This window comes from Pantoea sp. SIMBA_079, from assembly GCF_046940275.1.
Taxonomy (GTDB): Bacteria; Pseudomonadota; Gammaproteobacteria; order Enterobacterales; family Enterobacteriaceae; genus Pantoea; species Pantoea borealis.
Genome location: NZ_JAWRYR010000201.1, coordinates 1 through 279, shown reverse-complemented (window position 1 = coordinate 279; position 279 = coordinate 1). Strand labels below are relative to the sequence as shown.

Below are 279 nucleotides of genomic sequence, written 5' to 3'. Positions count from 1 at the left end.
ATCTGCAGGTTCTGCCCCGACCAGCCAGCAATTGCACCCACCAAAGCAAAGCCCAGTGCCAAGCTCACGACATAGACGGCTGAAAGCACGAAGCCGCGCTTTGCCGTCAGCTTTTCACCTTCACGAGCCAGCGTTCCGGCAAGGATCGGATAGATGGGAAATACGCACGGCGTGAAAGCAAGCAGAACACCGAAAGCTAGAAATGCCACGATCACCAGCGCGGCACCGCCCTGATCGAGCAGCCCTTCGACCATGCCCTTTTCGGGTGCGAGTGCAAAT

Annotated in this window: 1 pseudogene; it reads right to left on the bottom strand. The window is 57.7% G+C overall.

Annotation, left to right across the window (positions count from 1 at the left end):
• Positions 1-254 (bottom strand): annotated as a pseudogene (locus tag SB719_RS19705) (cytochrome C biogenesis protein); the annotation flags it as partial.
• Positions 255-279 lie beyond the last annotated feature (25 nt).